The following is a 15,892-nucleotide window of genomic DNA, read 5'->3' as shown; positions in this document are numbered from 1 at the left end:
GAGCGGTCCGCTGCCTGTCCGCTCCCGCGGTCACTCCGGGAGTCCGGGGTGACCGCGGTGACAGGATCACGGGGAGACGACCAGTACCTCCAGGGTCCGGGGGCCGTGCACGCCCTCCACGCGGTCGAGTTCGATGTCGCTGGTGGCCGACGGGCCGCTGATCCAGGTCAGCGGGCGGGTGGGGGACAGGCGCGCCACCGCGTCGGGCACGTCCGGCACGATCTGGTCGGCGTGCACCACGCACAGGTGGTAGTCGGGCACCAGGGTCAGCGCCCGCCGCCCCTGGGCCGCGCCCCCGTCCAGCACGATCGTGCCGGTCTCGGCCACGGCCACGGCGCACCCGGTGATCACCCCGTCCACCGCGTCGAGCGCGGCCAGGTCGAGACCGCCGTCGGCGACCACGGCCGTCTCGGCCCGCTCCGTCCAGGTTCCGGGCAGGTCGGCGGGCGCCACCACGCGCCCGGCCCCGCGCCGCCGCAGCGCCGCGGCCACCGCCTCGGGCAGGTCGGCGGCGCGCACCCGGTGCGGACGCGCCCGGTAGTGCTCCAACCGGTCCACGAACAGGTCCACCAGGTCGGTCGCGGCCCGTCCGGGCGGCACCGCGACCTCCGCGGGCTCCTCGTCGCGCGGCACGTCCGCCAGCGCCGCCCGCACCCTGGCCAGGATGCGCTCCCGCGATCCGCTCACCGTCCATCCTCCTTCTCACGCCGCGCCCACCAGTCCCGGAACGGTTCGGGCGGGATCTCGGGCAGGTCCCGGGTGTCGGTCCAGGCCACCGCCGGGCCCAGCGGCAGCCGCCGCGGCACCAGCGACCGCGCCCCGCCCGCCGTGCGCTGCGCCCAGCCCAGGCGGCGCTCGTCGCCGAACGCCCAGGAGGCGGCGGCCATCACCGCGCGCTCCCCCGGACGGCCGCCCTGCTCGACGACCCGTTCACGCAGGTGCACCAGCACCTCGGGAATGTCGATCGCCACCGGGCACACCTCGAAGCACGCGCCGCACAGCGACGACGCGTACGGCAGGGACGCGTCCACCTCGGAGGCGGTGCCGCGCAGTTGCGGGGTGAGGATCGCGCCGATCGGCCCGGGGTAGACCGAGCCGTAGGCGTGGCCGCCGGTCCGCTCGTAGACGGGGCACACGTTCAGGCAGGCCGAGCAGCGGATGCAGCGCAGCGCCTGGCGGCCCACCTCGTCGGCGAGCACGTCGGTGCGCCCGTTGTCCAGCAGCACCAGGTGGAACTCCCGGGGCCCGTCGCCGGGGGCGACGCCGGTCCACATCGAGGTGTAGGGGTTCATGCGCTCGCCGGTGGAGGAGCGCGGCAGCAGGCGCAGGAACACCTCCAGGTCCTGCCAGGTGGGCACCAGTTTCTCGATGCCCACCACCGAGATCAGCGTCTCGGGCAGGGTCAGGCACATCCGGCCGTTGCCCTCGGACTCCAGCACCACGAGGGTGCCGGTCTCGGCGACCGCGAAGTTCGCGCCCGACACCGCGACCCTGGTGGTGAGGAACCGGTCGCGCAGGTGCCTGCGGGCGGCCTCGGCGAGCGCGCGCGGGTCGTCGGTGAGGTCGTCGGGTGCGGGCACCCCCCAGTCGGCCATGGTGCGCAGGAAGATCTCGCGGATCTCGGCGCGGTTGCGGTGGATCGCGGGGACCAGGATGTGGGAGGGGCGGTCCTCGCCGAGCTGCACGATGAGTTCGGCCAGGTCGGTCTCGTAGGCGGTGATCCCGGCGGCGGCCAGCGCCTCGTTGAGGCCGATCTCCTGGGTGGCCATCGACTTGACCTTGACCACCTCGCTCTCGCCGGTGGCCCGTACCAGGCCGGTGACGATGGCGTTGGCCTCGTCGGCGTCGGCGGCCCAGTGCACGTGCCCGCCCGCGGCGGTGACCGCCTCCTCCAACCGCTCCAGGTGGCGGTCCAGGTGACGCAGCGTGCGGTCCTTGATCGCCGCGCCCGCCGCGCGCAGTCCGGCCCAGTCGTCGACCTCCCCGACCACCGTGCGGCGGGTGCGGCGAATGGTGCGGGTGGCCTTGCGCAGGTTGTGGCGGAGTTGCGGGTCGGCGACGGCGGACTCGGCGGCTGTCGGGAACGCGGGCATTCCCAGGAAGGTTCCACTCACCGGGCGGGCTCCTTCTCGGTCGAGGCGAGGATCTCGGCGAGGTGCATGACCCGCACTCCGGAGCGCTGCCGCCGCAGGGTGCCGCCGATGTGCATGAGGCAGGAGTTGTCCACGGCGCACAGCACCTCCGCGCCGGTGGCGGCGACGTTGCGGGCCTTGTCCCAGCCCATCGCGGCGGACACGTCCGGGTTCTTCACCGCGAAGGTGCCGCCGAAGCCGCAGCACTCCTCGGCGTCGGCCAGTTCCACCAGTTCCAGGCCGCGCACCGCGCGCAGCAGCCGGGTGGGGCGGTCGCCCAGGCCGAGCAGGCGCATGCCGTGGCAGGTGGGGTGGTAGGCGACCCGGTGCGGGAAGTAGGCGCCCACGTCGGTGACGCCGAGGACGTCCACCAGGAGTTCGGACAGGTCGAGCACGCGGGGGGCGACCTCGGCGGCGGCGCGCTCCAGGCGGCTGCCGGTCCGCCCCAGTCGGGCGTAGTTGTCGCGGATCATGGCCGCGCACGAGCCCGACGGGGCGAGGACCACGTCGTGGTCGGCGAAGGTCCGCACGAAGCGCACCGCCAGTTTCTGGGCGTCGCGGCGGTAGCCGGTGTTGAAGTGCATCTGTCCGCAGCAGGTCTGCTCGGTCGGGAACACCGCCTCGTGGCCCAGCCGCTCCAGCAGCCGTACGACGGCCTGGCCGGTGCGCGGGAACAGGGTGTCGTTCACACAGGTGATGAACAGCGCGATCCGCATGGGTCCTCTCGGTGCCGGGAGTGTGGGGGAACGGCTGGGCGATCCTACGAATTTGATCGTTTCAAAGCTATATCGGACCGCAGGAGGGAGGGAAGAGGCAGCGGGAACCGATCCGTGCCGGAATCGCCCGAGATGTCCCTGGGGACGGTGTTCCCCCTGCTTCCTGGCTTTCCCGGGATTCTGGGGCGGAGAGGCGGAGACCGTCTCTCCGGGCGGCTGGCGGTGGGTCCCGCGTCCGAGGGGCGACCGGCACCGCGAGGGGGAGCGGTGCCGGGCGGATCCAGTGATTTGTTCGTTTCAATAGCACGGTGGGGACACGCGGGGAAAGCGGGAACCGGGCCGTCCGCCCGGTCCGGGGGCGCAGACTCCGGCGGCGGGGCCGGACCGGGGTGATCGGACCACCCGTCGGCGTCCAGGGCGCCCTCGGGGGCCGCGGTGGTGGTGTGCTGTCGGCCTCTCCCCCGCAACGGCAAGGATGGAAAATGTGTGTGGCGCATGTCACATGGAAGTTGCCTACCGCTCCGTTTCGAACGGAGGCCACGCCTGGGCCGAGAGGGTGCCGTTCCTGGTCTTCGACATCGAGATTCGACGCATCGTCTGCACCACCAACGCGATCGAAGTCGATCAACGCCCGTATCCGCCGCGCGGTCAAGGCACGCGGGCACCCCCCCGGCGAGCAGGCCGCGTTCAAGTGCGTCTATCTGGCGTTGACGAGCCTGGATCCCAAGGGCACCGGCCGCAAACGCTGGAGCGCCCGCTGGAAGCGCGCGTTGAACGCCTTCGCCATCACCTTCGACGGCCGCCTCAGCGCGACACGCCACTGACCAGGAAAAACAGTTACACCCCTAACTTGGCACTCCCGCACCCGGCCCGGTAGTGCCGCAGGTACCCGTCGTCGCCGAGCGCCGCGCGCAGCGACGCGGTCAGGGACCGCACCCGCGGACTGCCGTCGTCGCGCCCCCCGCGCAACCGCACCGCCTCGCCGAGCAGCCGCGCGGCCTCCCCGGCGCCTGCTCCACCACCCGCACGAGCGATCTCTCGGCCGGGGAGGACAGCGGGTAGAGCACGTCGTCGGGGGCCAGGTCCGCTCCGGCGCACACCCGCGCGGCCGATTCGGCGGTCGCGTCGCCGACCATGACCGACAGCCGCCGGGCCAGTGTCCGCTCGGCGTCTTCGAGGAGGTGCCAGCTCCAGTCCAGCACCGCGCGCAGGGTGCGGTGCCGTGCGGTCGAGGTGCGGCTGCCGCCGGAGAGCAGCCGGAACCGGTCGTCGAGGCGGTCGGCGATGTGGTGGGCGGTCATCGTGCGCATCCGGGCGGCGGCCAACTCGATGGCCAGCGGCAGCCCGTCCAGCCGACGGCAGATCTCGACGACCGCTCCCGCCGTGTCCACGTCAACGGCGAACCCCGGGCAGCGGCCCGGCAGGCGGTGGACGAACGCGGCGACCTCGTCGACCAGGTACTCGCAGTTGTCCAGGACCAGCAGCGTCCGGTCCGCGGGCAGGGCGGCGGCCAGTCGGTCGAAGCGGTTCCAGCCGAAGGACGGCGGTTCGGTCAGCGGCGGCCAGCCGCCCGAAGGCGACGACGTCCACCTCCCGGGGTCGACGTCGAGCAGGTAGCCGCCCCGCCGCGAGACGATCGCCAGGTCGTCCGCGCCGTGCTCCCGCATCACCCGACGGGCGCGCGACACCGGGCGCTGCACCGCGTTGGCGCCGCCACGGTCGGAGGAGCCGTCCCACAGGGCCGCGACCAGCGTGTCGGTGGACACGAGCGCGCCGGGGGCCGGGGCGAGGCGCGCGACCAGGGCCGCGACCCTGCGTCCGCCCAGGTCGACAGGGTGGCGGTCCCTGTCCCGCAGTTCGAACGGACCCAGCATGGCGACACGCACGACCGCCGTCCGACGCGGCGGGCGCGCGGGGCCACGGCCGGGGCCGACAGGCACCCGCGTCCGGAATGTGAGACTCCTGGACGGAATCCTGAGACTGCGGTTAACCTCGTTGTCATGGTTGAGCTCGTCTCGCGCCGACACGTCGACTACGCACGCGTGAGCAGCATGCTCTGTCGCGGCATGCGCTGATCAGCGACGCCTCTTTCCCGGACGTCTCCCGCAGCCACCGGCGCGCGCCAACCGCACGTCAGCACCGGACCGCCGACCGCACCCGGCCCGGTCCGCCCGTGCCGTCACCCGCCTTCCCGTACCGCCCAGCAGTGCGTTTCGACAGGAGCACCATGACCGCTGAAGACACCACGCCCGAATCCGCCGAGGCCGGAGAGTGGTCGTTCGAGACCAAGCAGATCCACTCCGGAGCCGCACCCGACCCGGCCACGAACGCGCGGGCCACCCCGATCTACCAGACCACCTCGTATGTCTTCCGGGACACCCAGCACGGCGCCGACCTGTTCAGCCTCGCCGAGTCCGGCAACATCTACACCCGGATCATGAACCCCACCCAGGACGTGCTGGAGCAGCGCCTGGCCGCCCTGGAGGGCGGCGCCGCGGCGGTCGCGTTCGCGTCCGGGTCGGCCGCCATCACCGCCGCCGTCCTCAACCTGGCCGGTGCGGGCGACCACATCGTGGCCAGCCCGTCGCTGTACGGCGGTACCTACAACCTGTTCCGCTACACCCTGCCCAAGCTCGGCATCGAGGTGACCTTCCTGGAGAACCAGGACGACCTCGACGCCTGGCGCGCGGCGGCCCGCGACAACACCAGGCTGTTCTTCGCCGAGAGCCTGCCCAACCCGGCCAACAACGTGCTCGACGTGCGCGGCGTGGCCGACGCCGCCCACGAGGTCGGCGTGCCGCTGATGGTGGACAACACCGTGCCCACGCCCTACCTGCTGCGACCCATCGAGCACGGCGCGGACATCGTGGTCCACTCGGCCACCAAGTTCCTCGGCGGCCACGGCACCACCGTCGCGGGCGTCGTCGTCGACGGCGGCACCTTCGACTTCGGCGCGCACGGCGACCGCTTCCCCGGCTTCGTCGAGCCCGACCCCAGCTACCACGGCCTGAAGTACTGGGAGGCCCTCGGCCCGGGCGCCTACGCCGCCAAGCTGCGGGTGCAGCTGCTGCGCGACACCGGCGCGGCCATCGCCCCGCTCAACAGCTTCCTGATCCTGCAGGGCGTCGAGACGCTGTCGCTGCGCATGGACCGGCACGTCGCCAACGCCCAGGCCCTCGCCGAGTGGCTGGAGTCCCGCGACGAGGTCGAGAGGGTCTACTACCCCGGCCTGCCCTCCAGCCCCTACTACGCCGCCGCCCAGAAGTACCTGCCCAGGGGCGCGGGCGCGATCGTCTCCTTCGAGCTGCGCGGCGGTGTCGACGCGGGACGGGCGCTGGTGGACGGCACGGAGCTGTTCAGCCAGCTCGTCAACATCGGTGACGTGCGCAGCCTGATCGTCCACCCGGCCAGCACCACGCACAGCCAGCTCACCCCCGAGGAGCAGCTCGCGGGCGGGGTCACCCCCGGTCTCGTGCGGCTGTCCGTGGGCCTGGAGCACGTCGACGACCTGCGAGCGGACCTGGAGGCCGGTCTGCGCGCGGCCAAGGCGCACCAGTGAGCGAAGGCACCGCCGGTCCCCCTCCCGCCACCGGGGCGTGGCGGGAGGGGGACCCGCCGGGGGACCGGCACTGGGTGGAGCTCGCCGATCCGCTCCCGCTGGAGACCGGCGGCGAGCTGCCCGGCGTCCGCCTGGCCTACGAGACGTGGGGGAGGCTCAACGCGGACCGCTCCAACGCGGTCCTGGTCCTGCACGCCCTGACCGGGGACAGCCACGTGGTGGGCCCCGAGGGCCCCGGCCACCCCAGCCCCGGCTGGTGGGAGGGCATCATCGGCCCCGGCCTGCCGCTGGACACCAACCGGTACTTCGTGGTCGCCCCCAACGCGCTGGGCGGCTGCCAGGGCAGCACCGGCCCGTCGTCGACCGCACCCGACGGCAGGCCCTGGGGCTCCCGGTTTCCCCGCATCACCATCCGCGACACCGTGCACGCCGAACTCGCCCTGCTGCGCGAGTTCGGCATCGACGCGTGGGCCGCGGTTCTCGGCGGCTCCATGGGCGGTATGCGCGCCCTGGAGTGGGCGGCCTCCCACCCCGAGCGGGTGCGCAGGCTGCTGCTGCTGGCCAGCCCCGCGGCCAGCTCCGCACAGCAGATCGCGTGGGCCGCGCCCCAACTGCACGCCATCCGGTCCGACCCGAACTGGCACGGCGGCGACTACTACGACCGGCCCGGCCCCGGACCGGTCGCCGGTATGGGCATCGCCCGGCGCGTCGCGCACATCACCTACCGGGGGGCCACCGAGTTCGACGAGCGTTTCGGGCGCTCCGCCCAGGACGGCGAGGACCCGATGGCGGACGGCCGGTTCGCCGTCGAGTCCTACCTGGACCACCACGCGGCCAAACTGGCCCGCCGCTTCGACGCGGGCAGCTACGTGGTGCTCACCCGGGCCATGAACACCCACGACGTGGGCCGGGGCCGCGGCGGGGTCGCCGAGGCGCTGCGCCGCGTCACCGCGCGCACCATGGTCGGCGGGGTCAGCAGCGACCACCTGTACCCGCTGGCCCAGCAGCGGGAGCTGGCGGCGGGCATCCCCGGAGTCGACGAGGTCCGCGTCATCGAGTCGGCGGCGGGCCACGACGGCTTCCTGGTCGAGACCGACCAGGTGGCGGTCCTGATCAAGGAGCTCCTCACGAGCTGACAGCGGACCGTGCGAGGAGCGCCGAGGGCGGCCCCGGGGAGGGCGGAGCACGGTGAAGGGGCTCGGAGGGAGCGGGCCGGCGCCGGGACGGGCATCCGCGCGCGGCGCCCGCCCCGCCCGCTCCGGGCGCCCCGCCGCCGACTTGGGCGTTGGTTGGCCGGTGGACGCGCGGGAAGAGGGGTCGGGACGCATCGACCTCGACCACGGGGAGACACATGGCACGCCTCACCGGAAAGACCGTGCTGATCAGCGGAGCGGCCCGCGGACTGGGCGCCGCCTGCGCCCGGGCGCTGGCAGACGAGGGCGCGGGCGTCGTCATCGGCGACCTGCTGGAAGCGGAGGGCCGCAGGCTCTCCGAGGAACTCGGGGACTCCGCCCACTACGTGTACCTGGACGTGACCGACGCCGACGCCTGGCGGACCGCCGTGACCGAGGCGCGGCAGACGTTCGGCGGCCTCGACGTCCTGGTCAACAACGCGGGGATCGCGGTGGGCGCGCCCCTGGAGGAGCACACCCTCGACCAGTGGAACGGCGCCCTCGCGGTCAACCTGACCGGAACCTTCCTGGGCATGAGGGCCGCCGTTCCCGCGCTGCGGGAGCGCGGCGGCGGTTCCATCGTCAACGTCTCCTCCGTCGAGGGACTGCGCGGCAGCGCGGGACTGCACGGCTACGTCGCCGCCAAGTTCGGGGTGCGCGGCCTCACCAAGTCGGCGGCCGTGGAACTCGGTCGGCACGGCATCCGGGTCAACTCCGTCCACCCGGGGTTCGTCAGGACGGCCATGACGGAGAACCTCGACCCCGAAGTCCTGCAGATCCCGCTCGGCCGCGCCGCCGAACCGGGCGATGTGGCGCCCCTGGTGGTGTTCCTGGCCGCCGACGACTCGGCGTACTGCACCGGCGCGGAGTTCGTGGTCGACGGCGGTCTGGTCTCGGGGGTCCCGCACAGCGGGTGACCCGGGCGGGTCAGGAGCGGCGCGCCCGGACCACCTTGTGGATGGTGTCGGCGGCCAGCAGCGCCGGGACCACGCACAGAACCGCGGGCCACACGTAGCCGGGCGGCACCGAGGCGCCCAACTGTTCGGGCAGCGGCGGCACGGTGAGGAGCACCCACAGCAGCAGCAGTTGCGCGCCGACCGCGCCCAGCAGCAGCGGGTTGCCCGACCAGGGACCGACGTCGAACGGTTCGGTCTCGCTGCGGCAGGCCAGCGCGGTGGCGGCCTGTCCCAGCGCGACCGTGGCGAAGGCGGCGCCCGACGCCTGGGCCAGCAGGGACGGCGCGGGGGCGGTCCCCCACTCCCAGCCGCCGACCCCCAGCACGACGAGGAACGCGAACATCGCCGTGACGGCCTCCACCGGGCCGAGCACCCCGAGGACCCGGACCGCCAGCCGTCGGTCCACCACCGGCTCCCCGGCCGGAGGGCCCGTGCGCGTCGTGGCGCGGCCCGGCGGTTCCGCGCCGAGCGCGAGCGCCGGAAGCAGGTCGACGCCCACGTCCAGGGCGAGAACCTGGAGGACGCCCAGCGCGAGCGGCACCGCGTCGCCGGTGGCCGCCCACACCAGGAACGGCACGGTCACGGCGACGACGCCGGTCAGTCGGTAGGTGAGGACGCGGCGCAGGTTGACGCGGGCGGCACGGCCCAGTTCCACGGCCGCGGCGATCGCCGCGAGGCGGTTGTCGAGGAGGACGAGGTCGGCGGCGTCCCGGGCGGTGTCGGCGCCTGTCGTGCCCGAGGCCGCTCCCACGTCGGCGCGGCGCAGCGCCGCGGCGTCGTCAGGGCCGTCGCCGGTGGTGACGACGACGTGCTCGCGGTGCTGCAGGGCGACGGTGATGCGCCGCCGGTCCTCGGGGGAGGCCCGGGCGACCACCGCGCCGTCCCGGTCCAGCAGTTCCTCGATGCCGCGCAGGTCCTGGGGCAGGTCCGCGCCGGTGAGCACGGGCGCGTCGTCCGTCTCGGTCAGGCCGACCGCGCGGGCCACGGCACGGGCGGTGCGCGGATCGTCGCCGGTCACCAGCGCCACCCACAGGCCCGCCCGGCGGCAGCGGGCCAGCGCCGCGCGGGCGTCGGGCCGCGGCGGGTCGTCCAGGCCGACCAGTCCGAGCAGGGTGAGGTCCTGCTCGGCGGCGTCGGCCCGCTCCGGTGGGGCGGCGAGGTCGCGGCGGGCCACCGCCAGCACCCGAAGTCCGCGCCCGGCCAGGTCGGCGAGCGCCTCCTCGGCGCCCTCCGGGTTCCGACAGCGCGGCAGCACGGCGTCGGGAGCCCCTTTGACGTGCACCGACCCCTTGGCGAACGCCGAGGCGCGACGGCGGTCCGGGTCGAACGGGTAGCGGCGCTCCACCGCGGAGAGCGGTGTGTCCGCGCCGGTCCGTCCGGCCAGTACGTGCAGGGCGGCCTCCATCGGGTCGCCGACCGGCTGCCAGCGCCCGTCGGTGAACCGGATGCCGCCGCCGGAACACAGCGCGGCCGACATGGCCAGGTCGTGGGCGGCGGCCAAGGCGGGGCCGTCACCGACCAGACTCCCCTCGGGCACGTACCCCTCGCCCGCCACGTGCACGGTGCCCCCGGGGGTCCACACCTCGACCGCGACCGGTTCGCCCCGGGTGAGCAGCCCGGTCTGGTGGACGCACAGGAACGTGGCCGCGCCGAGCCGCTCGGTCGCCTCCGGGCGGCGCGTCAGCGTGTCCGCGCGCGCCATCCGCTGCGCGGTCCAGGCCAGGCAGAGGTTGACGGCGGGCAGCAGACCCAGCGGCACGAGAGCGACCGCCGCGCCGACGGCGGGAAGGAAGCCCGCGGAGGCTGGGACGCCCAACGCGAAGGAGAGCAGGAGCAGCAGCAGGGCGACGCCCGCCGCCGCACCCGAGGCGAACGTGACCAGGTCCCGCAGGTCCCGGGTCAGCGGACCGGAGGGGCGGCGCGCCTGGCGCAGCGGGGAGACGTCCTGGCCGAGCCGGGTCCACGGGCCGGTGGTGACCACAACCCCCTCGGCCTCGCCCGCCACCACGTGGGTTCCGGCGAACACGGTGTCGCCGTCGCCGCGGGGCGCCGCCGTGCGCCGCCCGGTCAGCGGAGCCTCGTCCACGGCCAGCCCGTGCGCCTCGGTGAGGCGCAGGTCGGCGGGGACGCGGTCGCCCGCGCCGAGCAGCACCACGTCGCCGCGGACCAGGTCGGTGGCCTCGACGCGGGTCAACCGGCCGTCGCGGACCACGGTCGCCGCCGCGGGCACACGCGCGAGGACGCGCTGCCTGACCCGGTCGGCCCAGTAGTCCTGGACGAACGCGAATCCGCCGCTGACCGCGATCACGGTGACAACGGCCAGGGCCGCCTCCGGCAGTCCGGCGATGAGCGCCAGCGCCGCAGCGCCCCACAGCAGCACGGCGAAGAAGTGCGTGAACTCGCTGAGGAGCAGCAGAAGGGGAAGGGTCCGCCGGGGCGCGGGCGGGGTGTTGCGGCCGTCGCGGCGCAGCCGTTCGGCGGCTTCCTCGCTGGTGAGGCCGCCACGGACGGGGAGGGGGCGGCTCCGTCCGGGGTCGGGCCCCGTGCCGTGCGCCATCACCGGTGCGAAGCGCCGCCGAGTCGGGATCGGTGCTGCGGAGCCGCCATCTCGAACCTCCCCTGCCGACCGGTGTCCGTGGCGCCGCCTCGCGGTCGAGGCCGCGGGACACCTCCACTACCCGGATCGTCCGTGCCTATCCGGCGGGGGAGTGGCTGCCCCGCCGTCCCGCTCCCGCCGGAACGGGAGCGGGACGGCGGGCCGGGGTCAGTCGTCGGAGCGGTGGACGGTCACCGACTCCAGCACGACGTCCTCGGCGGGCCGGTCGGAGTCGTCGGTGGGAACCAGCGAGATGGCGACGGCCACGTCGAGGCTGGTGCTGTCGGCGACCTCCCCGAAGATGGTGTGTCGGCCGTCCAGCCAGGGAGTCTCGGCCGTGGTGACGAAGAACTGCGACCCGTTGGTGTCGGGGCCGGAGTTGGCCATGGCGAGCTTGCCCGGCTCGTCGAACACGAGGTCGGGGTGGATCTCGTCGGCGAAGGTGTAGCCGGGACCGCCCCGCCCGGTGCCTTCGGGGTCGCCGCCCTGGATCATGAAGTCGGGGATGACCCGGTGGAAGACCGTACCGTCGTAGAACCGGTCGCTTCCGGTGGTCGGGTTGGTGGCCTTGTCGCCCTCGGCCAGTCCCACGAAGTTCGCCACCGTCTCGGGCGCCTCCTCGGGGAACAGCACCACCTCGATGTCGCCGAGGCTGGTGTGCAGGGTCGCCCCCGTGACGTCGGCGACGGAGGGGGCGGCCTCCGGGGAGTCCTCGGACTGGCAGGCCGTGGTGGTCGCCAGGAGCACTGCGCTGAGCAGACCTGCGGTCACGGTCGTGGCGGAACGGTTCATCGCGGATGTGCCTCCGACTGGATGGGATGGCTCGAAGGCACAGCGTAGTGACTCCCCTCGGAAGGGTGACCCGGAGCCCGGAGAACAGGGCGGCCTCAGCCCCGCAGGGGGCTTCGGACGCCCCCGACCCAGAAGGGCTTGGACCTCGGCCCCCCGGAGCCGAGGCCACCCGAAAACCACCCTCGGGCCGAGGCCACAGGACCCCTGGGGTCGGGGGTGTCTGGGAACCTCCCCCCGGTTCCCGGAACTGGCCACCCGCGAGGCGCCCGGGACGCCTTCGCCGCCGGTCCCGGTGGGTCAGCCGCCCGCCACCGACGGCAGTACCCGGATCTCGGTTCCGGCCGGGACCGGGGTGTCCAGACCGGCCAGTGCGCGGCACTCGTCGTCGCCGACGAACACGTTGACGTAGCGCCGCAGCCGACCGCGTTCGTCGCGCAGCCGCCGGTCCAGGCGGGGGTACCGCGCCACCAGGTTGTCGAGGACCCGGCGCAGCGGCACCTCGTCGTCGCCGTCCACCGACACGGTGACGCGGGCGGCTCCGTCCGACTCGGCCCGCAGCGCCTGCGGCAGGAAGACCGTCACATCCATGGCGGTCACACCTCGACGGCGCGCACGCACAGCACGTCCGGCAGGTGCGCGGCGACCCGGTGCCACCGGTCGCCGTCGACGGCCGCGTAGACGTCCCCGGTGCGGGTGCCGAAGTAGAACCCGGGGAGGTCCGAGCTGTCGGTGCACGCCGCGTCGCGCAGCACGATGCCGTAGTACGGCTCCGTCGGGAGGCCGTCGGTCATCGGCCGCCAGGTGGCTCCGCCGTCGTCGGTGCGCTGGACCTGGAGGCGGTGTTCCGGGGGCAGGTGGACCGTCTGGCTGATCACCGGGAAGTTCAGCGCGGTTCCGGGAACGCGCGGGTGGGCGACCACGGCGAAGCCGAAGTCGCTGGGCAGGCCGTCGGCGATGGACGTCCATCCGGCCGCCGGGTCGGCGGTGCGGTAGACGCCGTGGTGGTTCTGCGCGTAGAACACGCCGTCGGAGCCGACCGACACCTTGTGCACGCACTGCCCGTACTCGGGGAACTGGTCGGGCATGAAGACGGCGCTGATGCCCCGGTTGGCGGCGGTCCACGTCGTGCCGCCGTCGCGGGTCTGGTAGACGCCGCCGGTGGACATGGCCACGGTCACGGCCCGCGGGTCGACGCCGTCGGCGCGCACCCGTCCGGGCAGCACGGTGTGGATGGCCGCGCCGCCCGCGCCGGGGTACCAGCCCGACCGGTGCGGGTGGTCCCACAGCGACCGGACCAGCTCGAAGCTGGTGCCGCCGTCGGTGGAGGTGAACAGCGCCGTGGGCTCGACACCCGCGTACACGGTGTCGGGATCGTCGCCGAAGGCGAACTGCCACACGCGGGTGAAGGAGGCGTCGACGTCCTCGGGGAAGGCGATCGGCGCCCGGTCGGGCTCGTTCCAGCTGTCGCCCAGGTCGTCGCTGAACCACACGCTGGGGCCGAAGTGCGTGCTCTCGGCACTGACGAGGACGCGGCGGGTGTGCGGGTTGACGCCGACCGCGTACACTCCCGCGACGTTGATGTGCTCCTCGGCGGCGAGCCGCAGCGGACCGCGCACCTCCCAGGTGCGCCGGTCGTCGCTGATCGCCCGGAAGACGCCCTTGCGTGTGCCGATGAACAGCAGGAAGGCCATGTCCGCTCTCCTGGATAGGGATCAGTGGCGACACTGTGCCACACGGCGGTGACATTTCCGGGACGCCGGGGCCGCCGTGGTCTCCCGGACGGCTCCGGCGGGGCGGGTCGGCCCGCCGGGAACGGGACGGCGGCTCCCGTGACGGCGATGAGCGGTACGGCGACCGCGAGGGTGATCCTGACGGCGCTGCCGGAGAGCCCGTCCCGTGGTTGGGAGAGGACCGCCGGAGAGGTGTCCTCCCTCGAACCGGGCGGTCAGTACGGTTGGGTTGGTAGGGGTGCCGACCGGGATCTTCCTCGCACCAGACGTCTCACCCGCGAAAACGGTGCCATCACGATGCGTGTCCGACGATTGGCTCCGAGTCACGGGCGGTATGGGAGAACAGGGAGACCCATCGGCGGAGCGGGGAGGACTCGGGCGGCCCCGGTCCGCGGTGGTCGGGGCGGGCCGCGACCACGAACGGCGCGCACGGAACGGGAGACGACAGAAGTGGTGCGACGAAAGACCGTCATGACCGTCATCAGGCGGGTCCTGCTCGGTGTGCTCGCGGCCCAGTTGGGGGTCGCCGCCGCGCTCGTCGCCATCGACACCTGGCGCAAGCGGGTCCGTCCGCGCCGGGCGGTGTTCCCGCGGACCGAGCCCGCGGAGGCGGCGGTGGACGGGACCGCGGTCGCGGTCTACACCTACGGTGAGGACGTCTACCGGGACATGCTGGCGGCGATCCGGTCCGCGCGGCACCGCATCCTGTTCGAGTCCTACATTCTCAAGGGCGACGGTGTGGGGGCGGAGTTCAAACAGGCGCTGATCGAGGCCGCCGAGCGGGGCGTCGAGGTCTTCGTCATCTACGACGGGTTCGCCAACCTCGTGGTGCCCAGGCGGTTCTTCGAGTTCCCGGCTACGGTCAACGTCATCCGCTACCCGGCGTTCCGGCCCGGGATGCTGCTGCTGAACGTGCGCAAGTTCGGACGCGACCACCGCAAGATCCTCACCGTGGACGGCCGGACCGGGTTCGTCGGCGGCTACAACGTGGGGGCGGTGTACGCCACCGAGTGGCGGGACACGCACCTGCGCCTGGTCGGCCCGGCGGTGTGGGAGTTGGAGAACGCCTTCTGCGACTTCTGGAACGCCAACCGCAGGAGCGGGCAGCCGCGTCTGGAGGACGTCGGCACCGACCACTGGCACTCGCGCATCCGCGCCCACCGCAACGTTCCCGAGGTGCTCATCTACCCCATCCGCGGGATGTACCTGGAGGCGATCGACCGGGCCAAGGAGCGCATCCTCATCACCCAGGCGTACTTCATTCCCGACCGGGAGATCCTGAGCGCGCTGATCGCCGCTGCCCACCGCGGGGTGGACGTGAACATCCTGGTGCCGGAGCGGTCCAACCACGTCATCGCCGACTGGTTGTCGCGCGGCTGCTACACGGCGCTGCTGCGCGGCGGCGTCCGCCTGTGGCTGTACCGGGACGCCATGGTGCACGCCAAGACCGCCACCATCGACGGCCACTGGAGCACGGTCGGCACCGCCAACGTCGACCGGCTGAGCCTCACCGGCAACTACGAGATCAACGTGGAGATCATCGACGACGGGGTCGCGGCCCGCCTGGAGAAGGTGTTCGCCAACGACCTTGCCAACGCCCGCCCGCTGACACTCGACGAGTGGCAGCGGCGTCCGTTCATGGCCAAGTTCAGCGAGGCCGTCCTGGCGCCGTGGCGGCCCCTGCTGTAGGCCGGAGCGGGCACGCGTGAACCTCCTCCCCTCCTCGGGAGGGGAGGAGGCCGGTCCCGTCCCCGGTGCGGCGAGAGCCGGGGACGGGTGCTTCGCCGGGGCCGTGCGGGGCGTCAACGCGGCGGCATGCCGCGTCCGGCGGCGGAGCTGCCCTGCTGCTCCTTGCTCTTGCGCATGCCGAGCAGCCCCAGGAGCCCCAGGAGTCCGACCAGGCCCCACAGGCCCCAGCCGTCCCAGTCGTCCTGCTGCTGTTGCTGCTGGGGCATCTGCTGCTCGGCCACGGAGACGGCCGCGGCCTGGACCGTCGCCGGAGCCTCCTCCGCGATGGCGGTGCTGGTGGACGGGACGGCCACCAGGGAGAGGGACAGGCCGAGTGCGACAAGAAATCTCTTCATGACTCCCCCGAATCCTTAGGGTCGGTGCCGCGCTCTGTGTGTAGCACGGAGAATCCTTTTTCGGACTCTGTTCTCTGATTTCCGACAGATGTCGCACCAAACATTTATCGCCGCATTTTCCCTGGTGAGACGGTTGTCGCCTTTGGGTGGCAGTG

General features: G+C 73.4%; 13 protein-coding genes and 1 pseudogene. 5 read left to right on the top strand and 9 right to left on the bottom strand.

Annotated features, from left to right (window positions below; translation table 11 throughout):
* Positions 1 to 66 precede the first annotated feature (66 nt).
* The 3 genes from NI17_RS17775 to NI17_RS17765 are packed head-to-tail and all read right to left on the bottom strand — an operon-like array spanning position 67 to position 2,848.
* Positions 67 to 687, bottom strand: coding sequence for a LutC/YkgG family protein (locus NI17_RS17775; RefSeq protein WP_068688018.1), 621 nt, complete (start codon positions 685 to 687; stop codon positions 67 to 69).
* Positions 684 to 2,114, bottom strand: a complete 1,431-nt coding sequence (locus NI17_RS17770; protein WP_068688019.1) for a lactate utilization protein B — start codon at positions 2,112 to 2,114, stop codon at positions 684 to 686. The genes NI17_RS17775 and NI17_RS17770 overlap by 4 nt, the downstream gene beginning before the upstream one ends.
* The gene (locus NI17_RS17765) at positions 2,111 to 2,848 is read right to left on the bottom strand and encodes a (Fe-S)-binding protein (protein WP_068688020.1); all 738 of its coding nucleotides are present in this window, start codon (positions 2,846 to 2,848) and stop codon (positions 2,111 to 2,113) included. Before NI17_RS17765 ends, NI17_RS17770 begins: the two co-directional genes overlap by 4 nt.
* A gap of 541 nt (positions 2,849 to 3,389) precedes the next feature.
* Between NI17_RS17765 and NI17_RS17760 the strand changes: the two are divergent.
* Positions 3,390 to 3,672, top strand: a pseudogene (locus tag NI17_RS17760) (transposase); the annotation flags it as partial.
* A gap of 99 nt (positions 3,673 to 3,771) precedes the next feature.
* On the opposite strand, the gene NI17_RS17755 reads toward NI17_RS17760, so the two are convergent.
* Entirely contained in the window at positions 3,772 to 4,734 is a 963-nt protein-coding gene (locus NI17_RS17755; RefSeq protein WP_068688021.1) for an AfsR/SARP family transcriptional regulator, read from the bottom strand.
* 341 nt (positions 4,735 to 5,075) lie between these two features.
* Between NI17_RS17755 and NI17_RS17750 the strand changes: the two genes are divergently transcribed.
* The 3 genes from NI17_RS17750 (at position 5,076) to NI17_RS17740 (ending at position 8,496) form a co-directional block, all read left to right on the top strand.
* Positions 5,076 to 6,407, top strand: coding sequence for a bifunctional o-acetylhomoserine/o-acetylserine sulfhydrylase (locus NI17_RS17750; RefSeq protein WP_068688022.1), 1,332 nt, complete (start codon positions 5,076 to 5,078; stop codon positions 6,405 to 6,407).
* Positions 6,404 to 7,543 carry a homoserine O-acetyltransferase MetX gene (gene metX / locus NI17_RS17745; protein ID WP_068688023.1) on the top strand — a complete coding sequence of 380 codons (1,140 nt, stop codon included), beginning with the start codon at positions 6,404 to 6,406 and terminating at the stop codon, positions 7,541 to 7,543. The genes NI17_RS17750 and metX overlap by 4 nt, the downstream gene beginning before the upstream one ends.
* Before the next feature lie 215 nt (positions 7,544 to 7,758).
* Positions 7,759 to 8,496, top strand: coding sequence for a glucose 1-dehydrogenase (locus tag NI17_RS17740; RefSeq protein WP_068688024.1), 738 nt, complete (start codon positions 7,759 to 7,761; stop codon positions 8,494 to 8,496).
* A 10-nt stretch (positions 8,497 to 8,506) separates the two neighbouring features.
* On the opposite strand, the gene NI17_RS17735 is transcribed toward NI17_RS17740, so the two are convergent.
* The 4 genes from NI17_RS17735 to NI17_RS17720 all read right to left on the bottom strand — a co-directional run bounded on the left by NI17_RS17735 (position 8,507) and on the right by NI17_RS17720 (position 13,614).
* A complete protein-coding gene (locus tag NI17_RS17735; protein WP_243597541.1) occupies positions 8,507 to 11,092 on the bottom strand; it encodes a cation-translocating P-type ATPase in 2,586 nt (861 codons plus the stop codon).
* Between the two features lie 207 nt (positions 11,093 to 11,299).
* The gene (locus NI17_RS17730; RefSeq protein ID WP_068688025.1) at positions 11,300 to 11,923 is read right to left on the bottom strand and encodes a peptidylprolyl isomerase; all 624 of its coding nucleotides are present in this window, start codon (positions 11,921 to 11,923) and stop codon (positions 11,300 to 11,302) included.
* A 297-nt stretch (positions 11,924 to 12,220) separates the two neighbouring features.
* Positions 12,221 to 12,511: a MoaD/ThiS family protein gene (locus tag NI17_RS17725; protein ID WP_068688408.1), complete on the bottom strand. Its 291-nt coding sequence runs from the start codon at positions 12,509 to 12,511 to the stop codon at positions 12,221 to 12,223.
* Between the two features lie 5 nt (positions 12,512 to 12,516).
* Positions 12,517 to 13,614: a WD40/YVTN/BNR-like repeat-containing protein gene (locus NI17_RS17720; RefSeq protein WP_119267748.1), complete on the bottom strand. Its 1,098-nt coding sequence runs from the start codon at positions 13,612 to 13,614 to the stop codon at positions 12,517 to 12,519.
* 489 nt (positions 13,615 to 14,103) lie between these two features.
* Between NI17_RS17720 and NI17_RS17715 the strand changes: the two genes are divergently transcribed.
* On the top strand, positions 14,104 to 15,342 hold the full coding sequence (locus NI17_RS17715) for a phospholipase D-like domain-containing protein (protein ID WP_068688027.1): 1,239 nt from the start codon (positions 14,104 to 14,106) through the stop codon (positions 15,340 to 15,342).
* Positions 15,343 to 15,455: 113 nt separating this feature from the next.
* Here NI17_RS17715 and NI17_RS17710 read toward each other — a convergent pair whose 3' ends face one another.
* A complete protein-coding gene (locus tag NI17_RS17710; RefSeq protein ID WP_068688028.1) occupies positions 15,456 to 15,737 on the bottom strand; it encodes a WGxxGxxG family protein in 282 nt (93 codons plus the stop codon).
* Positions 15,738 to 15,892: the final 155 nt, after the last annotated feature.

This window comes from Thermobifida halotolerans (assembly GCF_003574835.2).
GTDB lineage: Bacteria > Actinomycetota > Actinomycetes > Streptosporangiales > Streptosporangiaceae > Thermobifida > Thermobifida halotolerans.
This window is presented reverse-complemented; position numbering and strand designations above follow the sequence as displayed.